The organism is Vibrio sp. 1078-1 (assembly GCF_033340475.1).
Genome location: NZ_JAWOWM010000019.1, coordinates 16,552 through 31,278 on the forward strand (window position 1 = coordinate 16,552; position 14,727 = coordinate 31,278).

At 44.6% G+C, this 14,727-nt stretch carries 13 protein-coding genes; 5 read left to right on the forward strand and 8 right to left on the reverse strand.

Going from position 1 to position 14,727, the window contains the following annotated elements; all coding sequences use genetic code 11:
* The first annotated feature begins 100 nt into the window (after positions 1 to 100).
* Positions 101 to 1,354, forward strand: a complete 1,254-nt coding sequence (locus tag R7190_RS22595) for a uracil-xanthine permease family protein (RefSeq protein ID WP_186584727.1) — start codon at positions 101 to 103, stop codon at positions 1,352 to 1,354.
* 116 nt (positions 1,355 to 1,470) lie between these two features.
* Here the strand turns inward: R7190_RS22595 and upp are convergent, their stop codons facing one another.
* Entirely contained in the window at positions 1,471 to 2,097 is a 627-nt protein-coding gene (upp, locus tag R7190_RS22600) for a uracil phosphoribosyltransferase (protein WP_005380401.1), read from the reverse strand.
* A gap of 179 nt (positions 2,098 to 2,276) precedes the next feature.
* On the opposite strand from upp, the gene purM reads away from it, so the two are divergent.
* Both purM and purN read left to right on the forward strand, forming a co-directional pair.
* Positions 2,277 to 3,317, forward strand: a complete 1,041-nt coding sequence (gene purM / locus R7190_RS22605) for a phosphoribosylformylglycinamidine cyclo-ligase (RefSeq protein ID WP_005389861.1) — start codon at positions 2,277 to 2,279, stop codon at positions 3,315 to 3,317.
* 151 nt (positions 3,318 to 3,468) lie between these two features.
* Entirely contained in the window at positions 3,469 to 4,125 is a 657-nt protein-coding gene (purN, locus tag R7190_RS22610) for a phosphoribosylglycinamide formyltransferase (RefSeq protein ID WP_005394347.1), read from the forward strand.
* 389 nt (positions 4,126 to 4,514) lie between these two features.
* Here the strand turns inward: purN and R7190_RS22615 are convergent, their stop codons facing one another.
* Both R7190_RS22615 and lpcA read right to left on the reverse strand, forming a co-directional pair.
* Positions 4,515 to 5,360, reverse strand: a complete 846-nt coding sequence (locus R7190_RS22615; RefSeq protein WP_005380394.1) for a class II glutamine amidotransferase — start codon at positions 5,358 to 5,360, stop codon at positions 4,515 to 4,517.
* 50 nt (positions 5,361 to 5,410) lie between these two features.
* On the reverse strand, positions 5,411 to 5,986 hold the full coding sequence (gene lpcA / locus R7190_RS22620) for a D-sedoheptulose 7-phosphate isomerase (protein WP_005380392.1): 576 nt from the start codon (positions 5,984 to 5,986) through the stop codon (positions 5,411 to 5,413).
* 376 nt (positions 5,987 to 6,362) lie between these two features.
* Here lpcA and fadE point away from each other — a divergent pair, with 376 nt between their 5' ends.
* Both fadE and R7190_RS22630 read left to right on the forward strand, forming a co-directional pair.
* The gene (gene fadE, locus R7190_RS22625; RefSeq protein WP_005385392.1) at positions 6,363 to 8,807 is read left to right on the forward strand and encodes an acyl-CoA dehydrogenase FadE; all 2,445 of its coding nucleotides are present in this window, start codon (positions 6,363 to 6,365) and stop codon (positions 8,805 to 8,807) included.
* Positions 8,808 to 9,009: 202 nt separating this feature from the next.
* On the forward strand, positions 9,010 to 10,785 hold the full coding sequence (locus R7190_RS22630) for a SulP family inorganic anion transporter (RefSeq protein WP_042521426.1): 1,776 nt from the start codon (positions 9,010 to 9,012) through the stop codon (positions 10,783 to 10,785).
* A gap of 73 nt (positions 10,786 to 10,858) precedes the next feature.
* Here the strand turns inward: R7190_RS22630 and R7190_RS22635 are convergent, their stop codons facing one another.
* The 5 genes from R7190_RS22635 to dnaQ all read right to left on the reverse strand — a co-directional run bounded on the left by R7190_RS22635 (position 10,859) and on the right by dnaQ (position 14,672).
* Complete coding sequence (locus tag R7190_RS22635; RefSeq protein WP_005391824.1) at positions 10,859 to 11,269, reverse strand: GNAT family N-acetyltransferase; 411 nt, start codon at positions 11,267 to 11,269, stop codon at positions 10,859 to 10,861.
* A gap of 84 nt (positions 11,270 to 11,353) precedes the next feature.
* Positions 11,354 to 11,746, reverse strand: a complete 393-nt coding sequence (locus tag R7190_RS22640; protein ID WP_042521425.1) for a DUF1353 domain-containing protein — start codon at positions 11,744 to 11,746, stop codon at positions 11,354 to 11,356.
* 191 nt (positions 11,747 to 11,937) lie between these two features.
* Entirely contained in the window at positions 11,938 to 12,510 is a 573-nt protein-coding gene (locus R7190_RS22645) for a hypothetical protein (protein WP_137282305.1), read from the reverse strand.
* Positions 12,511 to 12,690: 180 nt separating this feature from the next.
* Positions 12,691 to 13,941, reverse strand: coding sequence for a TIGR03503 family protein (locus R7190_RS22650; RefSeq protein ID WP_042521423.1), 1,251 nt, complete (start codon positions 13,939 to 13,941; stop codon positions 12,691 to 12,693).
* 8 nt (positions 13,942 to 13,949) lie between these two features.
* Positions 13,950 to 14,672, reverse strand: coding sequence for a DNA polymerase III subunit epsilon (gene dnaQ / locus R7190_RS22655; protein WP_005380385.1), 723 nt, complete (start codon positions 14,670 to 14,672; stop codon positions 13,950 to 13,952).
* Positions 14,673 to 14,727: the final 55 nt, after the last annotated feature.

The following is a 14,727-nucleotide window of genomic DNA, read 5'->3' on the forward strand; positions in this document are numbered from 1 at the left end:
AAAATTCAATCGAAAGTTTGATCTATGCAACATTGCAAACGATTGCAGGATGATAGTATTCGCCGGATTTGTCTGCGTATCTTGAAAATAGGGAATTATTATGAAAAACGCGTTACAAGGCGCTCAAATGCTCTTTGTCGCTTTTGGTGCTTTGGTGCTTGTGCCGCTCCTAACTGGCCTTGATCCAAACGTAGCCCTCTTTGGTGCCGGTGTCGGTACTCTCCTCTTCCAATTAATGACTAAACGTTCTGTTCCCATCTTCCTTGCCTCTTCTTTTGCGTTTATTGCTCCTATTATGTTCGGTATCCAAACTTGGGGTATCGGTGCAACAATGGGCGGCTTGATGGCAGCGGGCTTAGTTTATGTGGCTCTAGGGGCGATGATCAAAGTGCGCGGTGTTGGATTTATCCATAAAATTCTCCCGCCCGTTGTCGTTGGCCCTGTGATCATGGTTATCGGCCTTGGCCTTGCCCCAACAGCAGTGAACATGGCGGTAGGTAAAACTGGTGATGGAGCGGCACAGCTAGTTAATGGTGATGCTGCGATCATTATCTCGGCGGTCTCACTGCTCACAACCATTGTACTCAGCGTTTTTGCAAAAGGCTTTTTGAAGCTCGTTCCTATTGTTGGTGGTATTCTTGCTGGTTACTCTGTTTCTCTATCCTACGGTGTGGTTGATTTCACTCCCGTAGAACAAGCGGCTTGGCTAGCCATGCCAAACTTCACCGCGCCAGAGTTCAATATCAACGCAATTTTGTTCATGATTCCTGTCGCTATCGCACCTGCGGTTGAGCACGTAGGTGACATGCTTGCTATCTCAAACGTTACAGGTAAAAACTACCTGAAAAAACCAGGCCTTCACCGCACAATCGCAGGTGACGGGGTGGCAACTATCGCAGCTTCGATGGTGGGTGCTCCACCAAACACCACTTACAGTGAAGTAACAGGAGCGGTAATGCTAACCAAAGCATTTAACCCTGTGATCATGACTTGGGCAGCAATCACCGCAATCGTACTTGCATTGGTAGGTAAGCTAGGTGCGGTTCTTCAAACGATTCCAGTTCCTGTTATGGGCGGCATCATGATTCTGCTGTTCGGCTCCATCGCAACGGTAGGCCTCAACACACTGATCAAGAATAACGTTGATTTACATAAGTCTCGTAACCTAGTGATTGTTGCCGTAACACTTGTGTTTGGCATTGGTGGTATGGCTTTCGGTATTGGTGAGTTCAGTCTACAAGGTGTGAGCCTATGCGGTATCGTGGCAATTATTCTTAACCTTGTGCTACCAAACGATTTAGGTGAAAACCACGTTGTGGATAACGCACAAATGGAAGAAGAAAGCGCGAAATAGTTCGTTTGCGCCGCTTTATTAGGTGGCGTGTCTTACTCTTCTCCTCTTGTAGATACAAAAAAGGCTTGGTTTTCACCAAGCCTTTTTCTGTTCAGTCATAGTAATACATCAAAGAATTACTTAGTACCGAAGATCTTATCACCTGCATCGCCTAGACCCGGAACGATGTAGCCTTTGTCATTAAGCTTCTCATCGATTGCCGCAGTGTATAGTTCAACATCTGGGTGTGCTTTTTCTAGCGCTTCAATACCTTCTGGTGCAGCAACAAGTACCAGCACTTTGATTTGGTTACAACCTTTCTCTTTTAGGAGATCGATAGTAGCAATCATAGAACCACCTGTTGCAAGCATTGGGTCAACAACAAGCGCAATACGCTCCTCGATGTTTGAAGCAAGCTTGTTGAAGTAAGGAACTGGCTCAAGCGTTTCTTCATCACGGTAAATACCCACAACACTGATACGTGCGCTTGGCATGTGCTCAAGAACTCCATCCATCATGCCTAGACCTGCACGTAGGATTGGCACTACGGTTACTTTTTTACCTTTAATCTGGTCTACTTCTACCGGACCGTTCCAACCATCAATGGTCACTTTTTCTGTTTCAAAGTCTGACGTTGCTTCGTAAGTAAGTAGGCTACCGACCTCAGTCGCTAACTCACGAAAACGTTTTGTGCTGATGTCACCTTCTCTCATTAGACCAATTTTATGTTTTACTAGAGGGTGCTTTACTTCAACAACTTTCATGTCCATCTCCGGCTATAGTTGGCAATATTTAAACAAACCTTCAGATTATACATGATTTTCACAGGGATATCAGGATAAATCACTAAAGAAAAAAACAGACGCAAACGTTTGCCATCTATGTTTAAGCACTGTTAGAATAGCGCCGTTTTCATATCCAACTTAATACCGAGGACTTCCCTGTGAGTGGTAACAACTCTTCTCTTAGCTATAAAGACGCTGGTGTAGATATTGATGCAGGCAACGCGCTTGTGGATCGTATTAAGGGTGCGGTAAAACGTACTCGTCGCCCTGAAGTTATGGGTGGTATCGGTGGTTTTGGCGCGCTATGCGAATTGCCAACTAAATACAAACAACCTGTACTGGTTTCCGGTACTGATGGCGTTGGCACAAAACTTCGCCTAGCACTGGATATGAACAAGCACGACACGATCGGCATCGACCTAGTGGCAATGTGTGTAAATGATCTTATCGTGCAAGGCGCAGAGCCACTGTTTTTCCTAGATTACTATGCAACAGGCAAACTAGACGTTGATACCGCAGCGGATGTTGTTTCAGGTATCGCAGAAGGGTGTGTTCAAGCAGGTTGTGCCCTAATTGGTGGCGAAACTGCGGAGATGCCGGGCATGTATGAAGGCGAAGACTACGACGTAGCTGGTTTCTGTGTTGGCGTAGTAGAAAAAGAAGACGTGATTGACGGCACGAAAGTCGCTGCTGGTGATGCACTTATCGCTGTTGGCTCAAGCGGCCCACACTCAAACGGTTACTCCCTTATCCGTAAGATCCTAGAAGTATCTGGTGCAGATAAGAGCGAAGAGCTAGCAGGCCGCACTATTGGTGAGCACCTACTAGAACCAACAAAAATTTACATCAAGTCAGCACTTAAGATGATTGAGAAACACGACATCCATGCGATTTCTCATATCACTGGTGGTGGTTTCTGGGAAAACATCCCACGCGTACTGCCTGAAGGCACGAAAGCAGTTATCGATGGTAACAGTTGGGAATGGCCAGTTATCTTCAAGTGGCTACAAGAGAAAGGCAACGTCGACACACACGAAATGTACCGCACATTCAACTGTGGTGTAGGTCTAATCGTCGCACTACCGAAAGACCAGGCAGATGCAGCAGTTGCTCTTCTTAAAGAAGAAGGCGAAAACGCGTGGGTGATTGGTCAAATCGCACAAGCAGACGCGAACGAAGAGCAAGTTGAAATCCAATAATTTGCAAATCGAGCTCAAAAGATAAGAAGAATGAGGACACTAGATGACTAGGTCCTCATTTTGCTATCTAGAACACTAAAAACCATTCTATTAGTAGGTAGTTTAGAAGCTACATAACTCCAACCTACAATACCAAGGCGCTCTCGACATCATGAAAAACCATACCCTAAAAAACATTGTGGTCCTCATCTCGGGTAACGGAAGTAACCTGCAAGCTATCTTGGAAGCTTGCGAAGACAGCATGCCAAACGCACGAGTGGCAGCCGTGTTCTCTAACAAAGCAGATGCTTTTGGTTTAGAACGTGCAAAAAAGTTTGATGTGGACGGTCACTTTGTCGACCCTAAAGCATTCAGCTCGCGTGAAAGCTTTGATGCAGAGCTAATGAGTCAAATAGATGAATACCAACCAGACGTGATTATTCTTGCTGGTTACATGCGCATTCTGAGCAGCGCATTTGTTTCTCATTACATGGGTAAGATGATCAATATCCACCCTTCTCTTCTACCAAAATATCCTGGGCTACACACACACCAGAGAGCAATTGATGCTGGCGATAAAGAACATGGTACGAGTGTGCACTTTGTAACGGAAGAGCTTGATGGTGGCCCTGTCATACTGCAAGCAAAAGTTCCTGTGTTCGAAGACGATGATGCTAGTGTACTTGCGGCACGTGTTCAGGCGCAGGAGCACCGAATCTACCCTATGGTGGCTAAGTGGCTGGTAGACGAGCGGTTGATCATGAAGGATGGTAAAGCCTATTTAGATGGCGCAGAGCTTGGCGTACATGGGTACGCCTCAGATGAGTAGCCCTGAATAATAAACTCCAAGCACAAAAGAGCAGCCTGAGGGCTGCTCTTGGTTGTTTTAATACTTATAAACTTGATTCAAGAAAACCATGGTGAGACTAGAAACCTAAAACCCAGCATTCTAAAAAATCCCATAACCACTTGAGTAACATAACACTCGGAAAGTAGATTCTGCATCTGGTTCGTTCTTCACCGTTCAGACTGACGAGGTGTTTTATGAGAAATTTCTATCAGTTACGTCTTTACAGCAAGCCTTAGCGAGACTAGGACTCTACTACCAGCACTCTAGAAAGTAAGAATGCTCATCCGTATCCGAACTCGGTTTAAAACGCATAAAAATAAAGCTCGCTTAATCGCGAGCTTTATTTTTATATTCAGAGTAAGAGACCATCACTCTAACGGTTCGGTTGGCGCTTGATTGCCCGGCTTAGCCGCCGCAAACGGCACATTTACCAGTTCAGAGGCATTATTTTTGACTAGTTCACCTAGGTGAAACAAGCCGTATTCGCCAGGTTTCATACGCTGCCAAGCTTCGTTGCCCGTCAAAGGTTGAGTTGCGATCACAGAAACGATGTCATGTGGCGTTGTTTCTTCTTGGAAGTTAATTTCCACATCTTCATCAAGCAAAGCAGCTTTTCCAAACGGTGCGCGTCTTGTGATCCAATACAAATGATTGGTGCAATACGTCATTACATACTCACCATCACTCAGAAGCATGTTAAATACACCCTTCTCTCTTAGCTCATCACAACATTTAGCAACATATAAGAATACCGACTCCATATCCTTTGGTGGCTCAGGATATCGATCTTCCATTTGCTTCAATAACCAGCAAAATGCCAGTTCACTATCTGTTTCACCGACAGGTCGATGTCGACCTGTATGCAAGTCTTGATAGCCAGAGAGCTGACCGTTATGCGCAAACGTCCAATACCTACCCCACAGCTCACGTGTAAAGGGATGAGTATTTTCTAAATTAACACCACCACGATTCGCCTGTCGGATATGACTAACGACCGCACGACTTTTGATGGGATAATTTTGTACCAACTCTGCTATTTTAGACTCACAACTTGGCTTGGGATCTTTGAAGGTTCGAAAGCCCTTCCCTTCGTAGAAGGTGATCCCCCATCCGTCACGGTGTGGGCCGGTTCGACCTCCACGCTGCATGAGCCCAGTAAAACTGAAACAAATATCCGTCGGAACATTAGCGCTCATACCGAGCAATTCACACATGGTTTAAAAAACTCCCTAACAACACAGCTCGAAACGGTGGCCGTAAACGATTATTCCATCTCTTTTTCGATCAACTGAATGATGATATGAATAATCTTAATATGAATTTCCTGAATGCGGTCTGCATAACCAAAGTGTGGCACGCGGATTTCAATATCTGCAAGGCCTGCCATTTTGCCGCCATCTTTACCTGTTAGCGCAATCGTCTTCATGCCTTTCGCTTGTGCTGCTTCAATCGCTTTCAGGATGTTACCTGAGTTACCTGAAGTCGACAGACCAAACAGTACGTCACCTTTTCGACCAACCGCTTCTACATAACGTGAAAACACGAAGTCATAACCAAAGTCATTACTCACACAAGAAAGGTGGCTTGGATCTGAAATAGCAATACCAGCATAGCCAGGACGATTTTCTCGGTAACGGCCTGTTAGCTCTTCGGCAAAGTGCATTGAATCACAGTGAGAACCACCGTTACCACATGACAATACTTTACCATCTTGCTTGAATGAGTCAGCAATCATTTTCGCCGCTGCTTCGATTTGCGCAATGTTATGGTCATCGCTTAAAAATTTGTTGAGCACTTCAGCAGCTTCGTTTAATTCACTTCTAATCAGATCATGGTACATAAGACGTTCTCTTTATTATTTCGGCTTCAGTCAGCTCTAGACTCACTGAGCAAATTGTTCTGATACCAATTTGGTATCGGACATTTCATAAACCTGAGCTCGGGTTTGATTACTCTGAGTTTACCCACAAACGAGAATTAGTGTCGATAGTGAACCAACAGATTTAGATTAGTGATGGTAATAAACTTGTCAACTTGCTCATGAAACCATCACTCAAATCTCAACTTTAGAATTTTAACTCTACTTAGATCACTTTTTATCCAATCTTATGTTTTACATTTCCTTAATATTTTGATTACACTTAAACCAACTGGTTAGACCTCTTACCTAACATGCAGACGTACAAAACTTATAAAGTCTGAAAAGGAAAATATATATGGACATCTTGCTCTCAATCATCACGATGGCGATCGTGCTAGGCATTACGCTCTACCACCGCATGTCTCTCGTGAAATCTATTAGCTTACTCACCGCGGCCATGCTGGCTCTTACAGTAGCAGGAACTGTCGGCGTTATTGGTTGGGCTATTTACGTTCTCGCCGCAGCTGTGCTCGCGGTTCCTGGCGTACGTCAGTCTTTAATTAGCCGCAAAGCGTTAGTACTTTTCAAGAAAGTGCTGCCAGCTATGTCTCAAACCGAAAAAGAAGCGTTAGACGCAGGTACCGTCTGGTGGGAAGCCGAACTGTTTAAAGGCAAACCAGAGTGGCAAAAGCTACACGCGATTCAAGCACCTAAGTTAAGTGCGGAAGAACAAGCCTTTTTAGACGGCCCTGTGAATGAAGTGTGCGCCATGGTGAGTGATTTCCAAGTGACCCATGAACTCGCGGACTTACCGCCAGAAGTTTGGCAATACCTGAAAGATCATAAGTTCTTCGCCATGATCATTAAGAAAAAGTACGGTGGTCTGGAATTCTCAGCATACGCGCAATCACTAGTACTACAAAAACTAACGGGTGTTTCTGGCGTTCTATCGTCTACCGTTGGTGTTCCTAACTCTTTGGGCCCAGGTGAGCTACTGCAACACTACGGTACTGAAGATCAAAAAAATCATTACTTACCGCGTCTAGCTGAAGGTAAGGAAATCCCTTGTTTCGCCCTAACAAGTCCAGAAGCGGGTTCTGACGCAGGCTCTATTCCAGATTACGGTGTGGTCTGTAAAGGCGAATGGGAAGGAAAAGAAGTACTGGGTATGCGCCTGACTTGGAACAAGCGCTACATCACCCTAGCGCCAGTCGCAACGGTACTAGGCTTAGCATTTAAACTTCGCGATCCTGAAGGTTTGCTAGGCGACAAAGAAGATCTTGGCATCACTTGTGCGCTTATCCCAACTGATGTCAAAGGTGTTGAGATTGGTAACCGACACTTCCCGCTCAATGTACCATTCCAAAATGGTCCAACGCGCGGTAAAGACATCTTTGTTCCTATCGATTTCATTATCGGTGGTGAAAAAATGGCGGGCCAAGGTTGGCGTATGCTGGTTGAGTGTCTGTCGGTTGGACGTGGTATCACGCTACCTTCAAACTCAACAGGTGGCATCAAAACTGCGGCAATGGCAACCGGTGCTTACTCACGTATTCGCCGTCAGTTCAAACAGCCGATCGGCCATATGGAAGGAGTTGAAGAACCATTAGCACGCTTGGGTGGTAATGCTTACGTGATGGATGCAGCAAGCAACTTAACCGTTGCGGGTATCGACTTAGGTGAAAAACCTTCAGTTATCTCAGCTATCGTGAAGTATCACTGTACGCACCGCGGCCAGCAAAGCATCATCGATGCAATGGACATCGTAGGCGGTAAAGGTATCTGTATGGGACCTTCTAACTTCCTAGCTCGTGGTTACCAAGGTGCGCCAATCGCAGTAACGGTTGAGGGTGCTAACATTCTAACACGCTCAATGATCATCTTTGGCCAAGGCGCAATCCGTTGCCATCCGTACGTTCTTGAAGAAATGAACGCGGCGTATTCTGAAGCAAGTAATGCTGTCGAGAAATTTGATAAAGCGCTTGCTGGTCACGTGAGCTTTACAATGAGTAACCTAGTGCGCAGTATCTGGTTTGGTTTGAGCGACGGTCTGGGCTCTTCATCGCCAACCAAAGATGCAACCAAGCGTTACTACCAACAATTGAACCGCTACAGTGCAAACCTTGCCTTACTATCGGATATCTCGATGGCAGTGCTAGGTGGCTCTTTGAAGCGTAAAGAGCGTCTATCAGCGCGTCTTGGTGACATTCTAAGCCAGCTATATTTAAGCTCTGCGACGTTGAAACGTTTTGAGCAAGATGGACGCCCAGTCGAAGATTTACCATTAGTACACTGGGGTCTACAAGACAGTTTGAAACAAGCGGAAGTGGCGGTAGACGAATTCTTAGCAAACTTCCCGAACAAAGTGATTGGTCGTGCACTGCGCGTGTTAATCATGCCATTCGGTCGTGTACGCAAAGCGCCAAGCGATAAACTAGACAGTAAAGTGGCGCGCATTCTACAAACGCCAAGTGCAACGCGCTCACGCATTGGTCGCGGTCAATACCTTGAACCAACCGAGCACAACGCAGCAGGTAAGATTGAGCTTGCGCTGTCAGTCATTCTTCAAGCTGAACCTGTGTTTGACAAAGTATGTAAAGCGCAAGGTAAGCGTCGCCCATTCTTACGTTTGGATATGATTGCTCAGGAAGGGCTAGAGCAAGGCTTTATCACGCAAGAAGAAGCCGATCTACTCAGAGAAGCGGAACAGCATCGTCTAGATACAATCAACGTTGACGATTTTGAGCCGGAACTGCTTGCCGCAAAGCCGCTATACCCTCAGATGGATAGTGTCGCGTAACTCTAGAATCTGAGACCACAAACGGGAGTATCAGCTCCCGTTTTTTATTGCTTCCAGAATCGGATTCATAACACCTCACACTACAAAGCCCCCCTGCGCAATAAAATCCTCGCACTCCAATCTTTCTCCCGATTTCCAGTGATAACTAACTCACAGACGTTCCAACTAAGCGGTGTATACTTTAAGTAACTCACTCACATATATGGTAAATCCGTTGGCTAAAATATTACTCGCACAGTGGTTCCCAGGGCTTGTTCAGCTTAAGCATTATCAAAAAGAATGGTTTGTTAACGACTTTAGAGCCGCCTTTTCTGTTGTCGCGGTTGCACTGCCAGTTGCCATAGCTTATGCACAGTTAACTGGTGTATCCGCAATTGTCGGTCTGTATTCGTGTGTACTGCCAATGTTGGTTTACGCCATGATGGGCACATCTCGACAACTCATTGTCGGACCCGATGCAGCAACCTGTGCAGTGATCGCTGCTGTTGTGACACCACTTGCCGCAGGTGACCCCACAAAACATTGGCAGTTGGTTATGACCATGACAGCGATGACGGGGATTTGGTGTGTACTGGCAAGTCGTTTCAAGCTAGGAGTGTTTGCAGATTTCCTTTCTCGTCCGATTCTTTTGGGTCTACTCAACGGTGTTGCTCTCACAATTATCGTTGGTCAGTTTGCGAAAGTAGTCGGTTTGAAATACGAGCAACGTTATTTACTGGAACGTTTATGGGAAGCTCCACAACGATTAACCGATCTTCATTGGCCTACTGTAACTCTGAGTATCGTGACGGTTGTCGTTTATTTGCTCACCAAACGCTACCGACCAACTTGGCCTGCTGCCATGCTGGCGATCCTCGTAACTACTGCGTCAGTTTGGTTTTTCCATTTACAAGAGATGGGCGTATCGGTTGTCGGACTCACTCAAGGTGGCTTCCCTCAGTTTCAAACACCAGAATTTGAGCTAGGTGAAGTTCGTGAACTAGTAGTCCCGGCGCTCAACCTTGCGATTGTCAGTTTTGTTAGCATGATGCTCACCGCCCGCAGTTTCGCGGCTAAAAACGGTTATGATATTGATGCAAATAAAGAGTTTCAGGCGTTGGGTTTTGCCAACATTGCCTCAGCGTTTTCACAAGGTTTCGCGATAAGCGGCGCTGACTCACGCACAGCCGTCAATGATGCAAATGGCGGTAAATCTCAATTAGTTTCGATTGTCGCCGCAATCACCATCGCCATTATTGCGGTATTTATTTACGAGCCTTTGCAGTTCATCCCTATCGCTTCACTTGGTGTTGTATTGATCATTGCGTCCCTATCGCTGCTCGATCTTAAAGCAATTTGGAAATTAAAATCTCGTGACAAAGATGCATTTTATCTGGCCATCATTACTTTTATTTCTGTGTTGATCGTGGGTGTAATACCGGGGATCACTTTGGCGGTATTGCTAGGGCTGTTTCAATTTTTACGTATTGTCATGCGGCCGAGTGATCAGCTACTTGGCTTGGATGAAAAAGGTACCATTCGGACCATCGACGACTCAGGAAAAGCTTCGCCTATTCCTGGAATGGTGATTTACCGCTTTAACTCACCGCTAACTTACTTCAATGCTCCTTACTTTAAACGTAGAGTGTTAGAGCAGGCAGAGCATCACAAAGACGCAAGTTGCGTTGTCATCGACGCCGTATCGAGCTTTACTCACTTGGATCTCAGTGTGATGGCAACACTGGCAGATATTCACAATACTTTGAAAAAGAGAGGTGTACGCTTAATCCTCGCAGGAAGGAAACGACGTCTTCGTCAATGGTGTGAGCTTACTGGTATCAGCACCAGTGAAGGAGGCATCTTACTGCGAGCTGATATGTACCTTGCCATTAAACTTAGTGGCTGTTACATCAGTGCTGTGGGTGAGGGACAAATTCCTACTGTTCAAAAAGAGCCTGATTTAGAGCAGCTACCCAAACCAATTCCAGAAGTGGCTTAAATACAAATTTAATATAGAAAACAGGAAATTAAACTCCTGTTTTCTAGTGCTTATCTTCACAGCTGAATACGTGTTACGCCTTTGGCTTAAACTTTTTTGTCATCCCTTGGCTTTTAGGAGCCACCAGCCTATAACCAAGCTTTTCGTAAAAGACCGGTTCATCAGCAATCATAGAAACGTAAGAGCCTTCAAGTGCAACAGAAGAAAGATAACCGTCGATGTATTCCATGACTTTTCTACCTAAACCGTTACCTTGATAATCAGAATCAACGGCAACGTCGACAATTTCGAAGTTACACGCCCCGTCACCAACAACCCGACCCATTGCAATGAGCTTTCCTTCATCCCGAACAGATACGCCATATAACGAATTGGGTAGGCCAATTTCAGCAGCTTTCAACGATTTGGGTGATAGCCCGGCTTTGATACGCATATCACAGTATTCTTTCGGGCTTGGCACATGCTCTTCATATCTTATTGTCATTATGTACTACTCCTTTGTATCACCTTGGAGCTTACATAACTAAACTGTATAAATAAACAGTTAAACGTTGGAAAGATGTTCCCATTAAGCACACAAAGTATCGGGTCTAGAAAAGAAGCCGCCGACAACTCTGACGCCATAATAGATATAAGCTGCTCTGAAGCTAGACATTCCTTTTTCTAAACACGTTTCTCTCAACAACGCATCCGCATGCTTTCGAGCACTTTGAGGCAACACCTCTTCCCTCATGAGTTGGTAAAGAGCATCATGCACTAAAGAAGCTTTCATAATGTTTTTTGTGTCTAACGCTGGCCCACTCGCTCCATCCCATGCATAGCCCTTTTTAATCGTTAACACGCCTTGTTTGGACAAACTAAGAAAAGGGCTGTCATACGCCTGACTCACTGAAATGTGCGTCTCAATCTTTTCTTCAGAATGGAGAGTGTATTTATACTTCTGACGCTTTTTGTATTTCATCAGAGACCTCGCGTTTACTTATTCTTATTTATCACGCACAGCTGAATATTTATCCAGAAACCCTACAAGATCGGCTCTTGTTATTATGGCGTACTACCTATTACAAAGCCCAAATCAATATAAATAGAACTCCATGCAATCAATAAAGCCAGAACCCCTGACTTTATTGACCAAAATTTAACCAACAATCCTTATTCTGAAGGAAGTCTACTCAATTTTTTATGGATATCTTCTACAAAATTGGCTTGTTCACTTGGAGAAACCTCTAGAACATAATGAAAAAACGGACTTGTATGCTCAGTAATTTTATACTCTTCACTTAACAGCTTAATTACTTGTTCATGATTAAATCGTGCGGAGACTAAGCCACTCTCGGTTTCTTGAGTTATAACTATATAGTGAGCGGTTGGAAAAACCGTAAACCTTCCTTCGACAGGAAACCAAGGAGCAAAAGAAATAATCTCGTCATCAATTATGTATGCTTGAGGTTTACTGACATAGGTGTAAGGGTACTTTTCATCTAAATAGGGTCTTGCTGTATCAAACAAGCCATCATAATAAGTTGGTATTTCTACTTTTTGGATTTTACTTAAGGGATCGAAAGTGAAGGTATCAAGTGATTTTAAATTATTACTTCCCGAATCTGGATTATTAACACCATTATCAATAGAAGAACAACCTACAATTATCACTGCACAAAAAAAAGCTAAAATTTTATTCATTATTTCTTTTATCTTTAATTGATTGTTTTGAAAGTTAGTCACATTAAAAATGCAACCAATTTAGAAAGTAAAAATGATATATTATTTATATAAAATCCCAAACATATATTTGAGTACAGTAAACTTAAATATTCATAATTTATCCATTTTTCTTCTTCCAACTTGGTAACTTGATAAAAAAACGGAGCCGATTGGCTCCGTTTCTCGCTTTATGTGTTACTACTATTTCTTTGGTACTTCTAATTGCATCTCTGGCATGGCATCGCGCTTCGCTTTAATTTTGCGCCAGACTATCCATGCAATGATCACAATCAGCAGCATTATCAAGTTACCTACCGCGATAATAATCATGCTGCGCTTACGCTCAGCCTCCCGCTCAGCGATAATTTGCTTTTCCATTTCAATACGGCGCTGCTCGGCTAATTCAGCTTCTTTTGCAATTCGAGCAGCTTCTAGATCAACTTCATCAACAACACTGAAAGTTTGCTCTGGAATAGGAAACACCAACGGACGCTGAGTTGCAAAATCAGTGGCAAAGATCTCGCCGCGCCATGCGTACTTACCAAGCTCAGCATCGTTATTGAGGTTCAACGTAACTCTCATTCCATCTTTAGAGACCTGTCCTTGGCTGTAACTAATGAAACCATCGGGAGCGTCCTTTTTCACTGTGACTGCTATAGAGCCTGGTGCAATCATACCTTGCTCGCCACTCACCACTAATTGGTGTGGCTTATCGGGATTACGAGCCTGAATAAAAGTACGAGAGATTGGGTTCGGATAAACCAAGATGACTTGTTCTTGCGCTCGTAAGAATACGCCATTGCCAGACGTGATGCGCGCGCGGTACTTACCAGGCTCAACGTCTATTGGGAGCTGAACCGTAAACACACCATCCCCTGCTTTTTCATCCAAGCCGCGGCCGTCATCAGAAAACTCACCCACAACCATCGGCACTGGACGTGCTTCTTTGATCAGCTCATCTTCATTTTCGACAAACTTGGTAAATGTCACGCGCAGATTCACGCGATCAAGGAAGTCGCGCAGTACAAGAGGTTTGCCGTCGGAGGTCAGGCGAGCTGTAAACTTAAGCGCTTCCCCATTATATAATCGGTTTGGGAACAGATCCGTACTGAGCTTTAGGTGAGAAATTAAGCGGATGTTATTTTTAGGCGTAACTTTCCCCACAGCCTGCCATGGACCTGGCATAGGGTTATCAACGGAAATAATATCGAGTGAGGCTTCTTGATACCAACGTACATTGTCGTAAGAGCCCCAGGCATAGTATTTTTTACCATCAGGACGGACTAAAACAACTGGCTGAGAACTTTGCTCACGATAAACCAAAAACGTGATCTGCTCGATGGTTGGATCAACTCGAAAGCGATTGTCTAACAAAGACATTGTAGATTCACTCGCAGCACTCGAGAGACTACTCCATATCGCTAAAAACGCGACCAACAAAGCCCTCAACATAGCTTCTCCTATTGATGCCAAATACAGTCGTTCACCAACTCTAATCTTTTTTGGTGAGCTTCTAGTTCATCGGCACTTGCGCGCAAAACCTTTAGCGCTTTTCTTCCTTCAATACGACGAATGGTTTCTACTCCACCCTCTTGTTTATTCGCGTTAAATTCTAGACTCGTTTGACCACCCGTCATAAAGAGGTAAACGTCGGCTAGAATCTCCGCATCGAGCAAAGCTCCGTGGAGAGTACGGTGCGAGTTATCAATACCGTAACGTTCACATAAGATATCAAGGTTGTTTCGCTTACCAGGGAAGATTTTCTTCGCCATAGCAAGGGTGTCGGTCACCTTGCAGTAGTCGTCCGTTTTGCCGATGTTAGGATCGAGCATGCCAAACTCGTAATCCATAAAGCCGGTATCGAAGGGCGCGTTGTGGGCAACAAGTTCTGCGCCTTTAATAAACTCAAGAAACTCTTGGTGCACGCTCGCGTATTCCGGTTTATCAACCAAGAATTCATCCGTAATACCGTGAACTTCAACCGCTTCTGGTTGGATTTCACGATCGGGTTTTAAATAAACGTGGAAGTGACGACCAGTCAGCTTACGGTTGATGATCTCCACGGCACCGATTTCAATAATGCGGTGTCCCATGTAGTGAGGACCACCCTCGCGGTTCATACCTGTGGTTTCGGTATCGAGAACGACAATGCGGTTATATTCAGAATTGCTGCTGGTATTCATAAGGTTATGTATGTCAGACTATGCTTTATTAAATGTTTCGGCTAATAGTACCAAA

Excerpts from the sequence above, each read along its gene's own strand:
- R7190_RS22630 (WP_042521426.1), top strand. The coding sequence starts at position 9,010 with ATGGTAAATCCGTTGGCTAAAATATTACTCGCACAGTGGTTCCCAGGG.
- purN (WP_005394347.1), top strand. The coding sequence starts at position 3,469 with ATGAAAAACCATACCCTAAAAAACATTGTGGTCCTCATCTCGGGTAAC.
- R7190_RS22615 (WP_005380394.1), bottom strand. The coding sequence starts at position 5,360 with ATGTGTGAATTGCTCGGTATGAGCGCTAATGTTCCGACGGATATTTGT.
- R7190_RS22595 (WP_186584727.1), top strand. The coding sequence starts at position 101 with ATGAAAAACGCGTTACAAGGCGCTCAAATGCTCTTTGTCGCTTTTGGT.
- R7190_RS22640 (WP_042521425.1), bottom strand. The coding sequence starts at position 11,746 with ATGAAATACAAAAAGCGTCAGAAGTATAAATACACTCTCCATTCTGAA.
- R7190_RS22650 (WP_042521423.1), bottom strand. The coding sequence starts at position 13,941 with ATGTTGAGGGCTTTGTTGGTCGCGTTTTTAGCGATATGGAGTAGTCTC.
- fadE (WP_005385392.1), top strand. The coding sequence starts at position 6,363 with ATGGACATCTTGCTCTCAATCATCACGATGGCGATCGTGCTAGGCATT.
- lpcA (WP_005380392.1), bottom strand. The coding sequence starts at position 5,986 with ATGTACCATGATCTGATTAGAAGTGAATTAAACGAAGCTGCTGAAGTG.
- dnaQ (WP_005380385.1), bottom strand. The coding sequence starts at position 14,672 with ATGAATACCAGCAGCAATTCTGAATATAACCGCATTGTCGTTCTCGAT.
- upp (WP_005380401.1), bottom strand. The coding sequence starts at position 2,097 with ATGAAAGTTGTTGAAGTAAAGCACCCTCTAGTAAAACATAAAATTGGT.
- R7190_RS22635 (WP_005391824.1), bottom strand. The coding sequence starts at position 11,269 with ATGACAATAAGATATGAAGAGCATGTGCCAAGCCCGAAAGAATACTGT.